Origin of the sequence: Pseudoalteromonas sp. SWXJZ94C (assembly GCF_015864385.1) — a bacterium.
Lineage (GTDB): Bacteria > Pseudomonadota > Gammaproteobacteria > Enterobacterales > Alteromonadaceae > Pseudoalteromonas.
Genome location: NZ_JADYXF010000085.1, coordinates 1 through 7,112 on the forward strand (window position 1 = coordinate 1; position 7,112 = coordinate 7,112).

A 7,112-nucleotide genomic window follows, 5' to 3' on the forward strand; every position below is an offset into this window, starting at 1 on the left:
AAAGGCTGAAACCAGTTTTAGTAAAGGTATGCCAGCAAAGCAGAAGAAAGCGATGCGCAGTACAGCTTATCTTGAAAAGGTATTGAATTTATAGTGTTTTTTCATGCTCTTGCCCTGGGGTTACACTCGGCTTAAATTCCGAAGGTGGTATTTGTTTTTAGCAGGTATGTGATTAAAGTAAACATATTATCCTCTTTGTTTAAATCAATCATATTGAGTTTAAAAATAAAGTCAATTGAGTTTTAGGTTAAAAATATATTGTCGATAAATGACAGTTTAATAACTCTTTTTTTATGTTTTTATAAATACGTTTTTTTCACTGAAGTGTTGTTGTTTTTATGTGTTAGTTGCTCACTATGTGATTGAAGTTAAGCGACTAAATAGTTAAGTGCTATTTATGGGATCTATAGTGCCACTTATGGCTATTTATAATATTTATAGATTAAATATACTGGTGTTGTTGTTTATTAAAGTGTAATTGTGTGACTAGTATTTTATTATGTGAAGCTTAAGCTGCTTATTTTATAGAGTAGAAGCTAGGTATCGGGTAACGCTTTTGTAGTGGCTACGTGTTTTACAGCTGAACCTTTATGTAATAGTTACTCCATTCAACAATGTTAAATAACCACTTCTTATTCGGGTTTATCAAAGTAAATTATAAAGGGTCTCATTTATATGTGGATAATTTTTGCATTACTCGCCACTGTTTTTTTTGGTGCGCGAGGAATAATGTACCAATGGACGTCGCAAAAAAAGATTAATCGTAATCTATTATTATTCGGTGTTTTTTTTGTAGGGTTCATAATTAGCGCGCTAGGTACTGTAATATTTGAACACACATGGTACGGCTGGGCTGACATTACTGTTGGACTCGCTTTAGGTTTTGGATCTTTTGCGGCTAATGGGTTTTTGCACAAAGGGTTTTCGGTTGGGAAAGCGTCTTTAATTAGTATTCTGTCGGGGTTAACGCCTTTATTTGTGCTTTTATTTGCCTTTTTATTATGGCAAGAAACCTTAACTGTTATTCAATTAATCGGCTTTTTTATTATTTTTGGCGGTCTTTATATTATTCGCTATTCCAGCGATATCTCATTAAGTAATTTACAAGGTGCGCAATGGGGATTACTGGCGGCACTGTCCTTTGCATTTAATGATTTAATGGGTAAGCAATCAACGCTTCTTGAGGCGGATACGTTTGCAACTTTAACGTCTATGTTTGGTTTTGGTAGCTTTCTTTTTGCCGTCAGTTGGTTAGTAAAGCGTAAAAAAATGCTAGCAGAGCAAGGCAGCTCTCAAGCGTATTGGTCTGCCGGTAAAACATTCTCGTGCGGGTTACTTATTGGTTTAACGAATGTAGCAGGCATGGTTGCAATAATATCGGCTTTTGCAATTGGTAATACAGGGCTAGTGTCGGCAATTTCAGGAATGAACATTTTAATTATTTTGCTGTACTCACGCATCATTCTAAAAGAGTCTTTTACACGCCAAGAGGTGATAGGATTAACAACGGCATTTTTAGGTGTAATCGTACTAAGGCTTAGTTTTTAAAAGACGAATTAGCTTAATTATTTTGCTGTAAAAAGCATACACTGCTACATATTAGTAAAGTGTTGCAGTGTATGTTCTATCAGTAAACGCACTCGATAAGGGATTTGTTTTCTGTCGCGATAAAGCATAGAAAATGGCTGCCCTTTGCTTTGCCAGTCAGGAAGAATACGTTTAAGCTTTCCTGCTTCAATAAGTGGTAATGCGATATAATCAGGAATGTAGCTAATACCCACACCAGACTCAACAGCTTGTTTCATCATTTGAATTTCATCAACTTCTAATCGGACATGTGTGTTTGGATTAAAACTGTACTCTTCGCTCGTTTGCTGATTTTTTAATTGCCACGGTACCAACCCAACGCACGTAACTTTTGGTTGCTTTTTTAATTGCTCAGGATGAGTGATGGATTGATAATCATGATTTAGGTGAGCACATAATATATTATGAGTAAGCTTTAGTTCTCTAATAACCCAATTATCAATAGCAGGGTTTCTTACTCTAAACGCTATATCAATCCCTTCTTTTTCAATGTCAATTAGGTTATTTGAAAAGCGTAAATCTAGTTGAATATCGGGATACTGCAGTAAAAAATCACAAAAAATAGCACTTAAAAAGTGTTTACCCATGTAAATAGGGGCAGAGATCCTAATTTTTCCTTTAGGTTGGTCTTTCTCATCACAAAGTGCTTGCTCTATACACTCTACTTCGTCAAATAACTTGCGATAGCGGTCGTAATATAACTCGCCAATATGTGTAAGTGTAACGCGGTGGGCATCTCGGTTTAATAGCGTTAATTGCAGAGCTTGCTCTAATAAACGTATTCTACGGCTTAAAGTTGATAGTGACATATCAAGGTTTGCTGATGCTTTTTTAAAGCTACCAAGTTTTACTATGGTGCAAAAGTAACGTAAATCATCGAGAGAATAATTAGCTGCCATCAAAACCACTTATCATATTAAGACTTAATTATTGATTATGTTGTTTAATACTAACAGCGGCGCCTTAATATTTCATTAGAGATTAAGAGTGAAAAGGGTTGTTGTTTTTATTGCAACTGGATAATGAGTTTTATTTCTTGTTTCAGGCTCTATAAATAAGATAGTTGCGACGAATTGTATTGATTAAAATCAACATGAGAAAAAAGAATTAAAGGCATAATTTACGATTACTAATCGGGTTATTAAGAATAAAACTGTAACTACTTTATTTTTTCTATTTTGTTCTAGATGATTTTAACTAAGAAGGCTAGAAAGTGGCTCTACTCATAAATAGCAAATGCATTAACTGCGATATGTGTGACCCAGAGTGCCCTAATGAGGCTATTTATATGGGGGCTAAAATATACCAAATAGATGCTAGTAAATGTACTGAGTGTGTAGGGCATTATGATAAACCTACGTGTGTAAGTGTTTGCCCTATCGATTGTATAAAGCTTGATCCTGCAAATACAGAAAGTATTGATGAATTAGCTGATAAATATGTACGATTAACAAGCTAATACTCAGGTTCCAGCTTTTTAAGGAGTGCCAACTAAAATAAGGCAGTGGCATGGTTTGTATATTTTTTTAATTACTTACGTACTAATTTGTTGAAAGATGCCTTTTTAACTAGATATTGAACCATCAACCATCAACCATCAACCATCAACCTTATATCTAAGCTTACTTTGGCAATGTTAAAATGACTGTACTGATGTAATTATTTCAAATAGTAAGCTGTGTGTTATTTTATCTAGTGACGCCGTCGACTCTATGTTCTGCCCCCTCTAAATTAACAATAAAAATTAGCTTATTTAAGGCTCGTGTTATTGTTTTTATACTTGTATGGTTTAGAAGAGTCGCACATGAGGTGTTAGAGTCATTATTGAGCTATTACGCAAGTTACCGTAATATTTGAAATTACTATTATTCAATTCACAAATTTAAATTTACTGGAGCAAATATTGAACATTGGTATTAGTGCTATTAAAATTGCGCCTACAAAACATGTTATATCATTAGGTGATGATTGCCGAGTATTTGTAATTGGCGATCTCGATGGTGATTTACTTGCTTTAAAAAGTGCACTTAAAAATGTAGATTTTAATTCGCAAAGTGATGCTTTATTTTGCCTTGGAGATACAATTGATCGTGGTGATAAAAGTTATGAATTATTTGAGTATTTAAAAGCAATCAATGCATATATGGTACTAGGGAATCATGAGCATTTAATGCTTGAATCTCTATTAAGTAACGATAAAGCCGCTTTTAAGCTTTGGACAGACAATGGTGGTAATTGGCACAAAGCTGTTCCTCAAAACCTGCTTTTGAGTATGTGTGATGAGCTTTTAAAAAAACCATTATCTATAGTACTTGAATATAAAGGTCATAAAATAGGTTTATCACATACCATTCCTCAGCAATGGAATTGGGAATGCTCTTCGGATATTGAGGATAAATCAGTAATTGTTGAGTCATTATTGTGGGATCGTAAGGTATTTAATAGTAAAAAAATAATTAATAATCATGGTATTAATTTTTCTATTCATGGTCATAACTCTACGCAACTCCCTTTTTGGATTGGTGATAGTTATCATATCGATACAAATTATTTAGGAGGTAAGCCTACACTTTTAGAGCTTTCTGATGTTATTAATAAGCAGAAGAAGGGGTAGTACAAGGTTAGTGATTTTTGACATTGTTATTAGTTAATTTTCGGCAATGTGCTTGCTTGGGTAGAAAACCGAACGTTGTTTAATGTGATATGCATTCTAAGTAAAATAACAAAAATATAGCATTTAAATATTAAATAGGTGTGGCAAAAAGTTATTATAAAAATTATTTATGTTTTTCTGAGATCAATTGTTTGTAGTTTAAAAGTTCAACCATTAAAGAGTAGCCTTCATTTAATGATTGAATTTTATTATAGAAACTATTTAGATTCTAAATTACGGGGTAAATAGTTATCTTTTTTAGGTGAATATATAAGCTCTGGCACAACTCACATATCCTCGATATTATTGTGTTATAGCCACTTTATTAGTCCAAGCTTCTGGCATGTTAAGTGCGCCAACCGCTTTAACCATACAGCGAATTTCTTTCCCAGACTCTTCACTCGTAATATCGTAAGTATTAGTTGCTGTGTATGTTAACGGATAGCCATCAGCAAACCAATAATAACGAATATCTGTAATATCATGTAAATTAGCTTGGCAAGTTATGGTGCCACCAACTGCTTTTTCCCCTGTAATAATTGGTCTACTGATAAAGGGTTTTGGGATTTTTATTATGTTTGATGTTTTTTGTAGTACTTCAATAGAGTCTATGGTGAAGCTTTCTTGATCGCTCGTCGGATTGCCATCGTAAGATCTAAGCGCATAGTCAAGTTGCAAATCAAGCCTTTCAAGATAAGTTGGTGCGGTTGGTATACGACCAACTTCAACCCACTTATCATTCCCAGCTTCATCTCTAATAGTCACATTTATATAAGTCATGTCATTATCAATAACAAATTCCCAGGTGTGGTATTGTCCATCCCAAAATTCAAGACCACCTTCAATTTTGCTTTTTTGCTCCGTCAGTTCCCCCCAATATGCTTTGTAACTTTTATAACTAGAGTCATTTTTTGCAAATATGTTTGGTACATGAGCATAGTGGTAATGAGAAGAAAGTCCGTTCAACCAAGCTCCATTTTTTCCATCAAATTCAAACCAATCTACTTCGATGCGGTTTGCTGTTCGCCAAAACAAAAAATCAGGATTATAAGACCAAAATGCTGGAAATAACCCCCCAGGCAAATCATTTTTGTTTATTTTAGGAAGCATACTGCGAATTCGAAAAATTTTTGGCCCAGTCCAAGTGTATCCATGTCCAAGATCATTCACGCTATAAAAAGCACTCGCTTTCCATCTTTCGTTTTGTTTTCGTAGCAAAAGAGATTGTTTTTTTTCATCTTCATCATGGGGATAAACATTAAATGTTTCACTAGGAGGCATCAGCTGAGCACTCGCGCCAACTGCCGGATTAAACCCAGGGGCAGACCAAAGGTCAGATTCACCACTAAAGCTCGCTTTTACTCGGTTATTACGAAAGTCATCATAGAATACTCTTTCAAAGTCGTCTGTAGGTGCACGTTCCCCACCACCATTAATGCGTACTTCAGAGCTATTAATAGAGCTCCCCCAAGCCGTCCACTCTTTTTCATTATGAATATAACGATAAGGGAAGTCTTCAGCATCCATTACAGGCCTAATATTTTTATATGGATGCTTGTTTGGCAGATCAATTGAAGATATTCCATTACTAAATAACGCTTTATTAGTACTTAGACGATAAGCAGCCCAGCCAGTCATTTTTTGAACCATAGCTTCTGATGGTTCAGTTAAACCAAATACTAATGAATCATATGCCCAAGCCATATTGCCAATATCTTTATCGCCAATGTATGAAGAAGTATTACTAATCCACTCGCCTGAAAAGCGATCTGGTTGGACTGTTTCACTAGATATTAATGTACCATTTACTGAGGCGAACATTTGACCATAACGGATCCCGGCAACAATAACATTCCATGTTTTACCATCTGCAACCACGCCATTTTTAGTGGTCATAATTCGTTTATCAAGACCATTATTATTAAGTCCTACATACTGAATACTTAGACCATTTGTTTTGTTATACCAGATTTTAGGAGATGACTTATTTGAACCTTCACCTTGATTAATATCTAATAAAATCGTTTCAGCATTATCACCTGTATTAGCATCGATCCTAAATGTAAAAAGCATCCATCTGTAATTCCACCTAGCATCACGTTGACCCGGCATCATTAAATGTTGCCCAGAATTCTCCGTAAATTCAATACCATTATTTTTTCTTGTTTTGGCTGGTTGAAGGGAGAGATTTGCTTGTGTTGCATTAGCTATAATAGTTCCGCGCGAAGAATGATTTATTACATTACCTATTACAGTGTCTTCTTGAAAATAAGCAGACATAAGCCACTCAGGAAAAAGGTTTAAAGCCCACGGAACTTTGGTTGTGCTATCAATTGCGCGTTTGGGAATACGCAGCGATAATGGGAGTCGACCAGTGGTTTGCTCTAGTACTGTTACCTTACCATCATCATTAGTGTCGTAATTAGCGTTGATTTCTGGGTATTTTTCCCCAAGAAAATCAAGTAACAATTTACGTTCGTAGTCATCATATAAGCCATTGTCATCTAGATCAAAGTTAGATTTTGCACTGTGGGCGTTGCTGTCATTGATAAACCAAATAATAAAACATACAGCAATGATTAATTTAATATTACTTTTCATAAATAAGCTCCTATTCAAAGTTAATTTATTAGGAATATTCATCCAAGCGAGTATTAAAATACAAAACATGAATAAACAACGATATATAAACTAGTTATATTTAGCAGTGTTTTAGCGTGTGACTTAATTAAGACGATTATTAAAAGTAAAAACTCAGGGCAAGAGCATGAAAAAACACTATAAATTCAATACCTTTTCAAGATAAGCTGTACTGCGCATCGCTTTCTTCTGCTTTGCTGGCATACCTTTACTAAAACTGGTTTCAGCCTTT

General features: G+C 34.8%; 5 protein-coding genes. 3 read left to right on the forward strand and 2 right to left on the reverse strand.

Translation table 11 applies throughout. The annotated features are described in order from the left end of the window. Nucleotides 1-675 precede the first annotated feature (675 nt). The gene (locus I6F65_RS20610; protein WP_010554966.1) at nt 676-1,548 is read left to right on the forward strand and encodes a DMT family transporter; all 873 of its coding nucleotides are present in this window, start codon (nt 676-678) and stop codon (nt 1,546-1,548) included. 44 nt (nt 1,549-1,592) lie between these two features. Here the strand turns inward: I6F65_RS20610 and I6F65_RS20615 are convergent, their stop codons facing one another. After that, nucleotides 1,593-2,486 (reverse strand): LysR family transcriptional regulator, encoded by an 894-nt coding sequence (locus I6F65_RS20615; RefSeq protein ID WP_024609522.1) that lies wholly within the window; start codon nt 2,484-2,486, stop codon nt 1,593-1,595. A gap of 314 nt (nt 2,487-2,800) precedes the next feature. On the opposite strand from I6F65_RS20615, the gene I6F65_RS20620 reads away from it, so the two are divergent. Both I6F65_RS20620 and I6F65_RS20625 read left to right on the forward strand, forming a co-directional pair. Next, on the forward strand, nt 2,801-3,046 hold the full coding sequence (locus I6F65_RS20620; RefSeq protein ID WP_197114694.1) for a YfhL family 4Fe-4S dicluster ferredoxin: 246 nt from the start codon (nt 2,801-2,803) through the stop codon (nt 3,044-3,046). Between the two features lie 444 nt (nt 3,047-3,490). Next, nucleotides 3,491-4,201 carry a metallophosphoesterase gene (locus I6F65_RS20625; RefSeq protein WP_166114295.1) on the forward strand — a complete coding sequence of 237 codons (711 nt, stop codon included), beginning with the start codon at nt 3,491-3,493 and terminating at the stop codon, nt 4,199-4,201. A 342-nt stretch (nt 4,202-4,543) separates the two neighbouring features. On the opposite strand, the gene I6F65_RS20630 is transcribed toward I6F65_RS20625, so the two are convergent. Further along, nucleotides 4,544-6,841 (reverse strand): hypothetical protein, encoded by a 2,298-nt coding sequence (locus I6F65_RS20630; protein WP_197114695.1) that lies wholly within the window; start codon nt 6,839-6,841, stop codon nt 4,544-4,546. Nucleotides 6,842-7,112: the final 271 nt, after the last annotated feature.

What these genes read in the sequence shown, in the direction of transcription:
- I6F65_RS20610 (WP_010554966.1), top strand. Translation starts at nt 676, where the DNA reads ATGTGGATAATTTTTGCATTACTCGCCACTGTTTTTTTTGGTGCGCGA.
- I6F65_RS20615 (WP_024609522.1), bottom strand. Translation starts at nt 2,486, where the DNA reads ATGGCAGCTAATTATTCTCTCGATGATTTACGTTACTTTTGCACCATA.
- I6F65_RS20630 (WP_197114695.1), bottom strand. Translation starts at nt 6,841, where the DNA reads ATGAAAAGTAATATTAAATTAATCATTGCTGTATGTTTTATTATTTGG.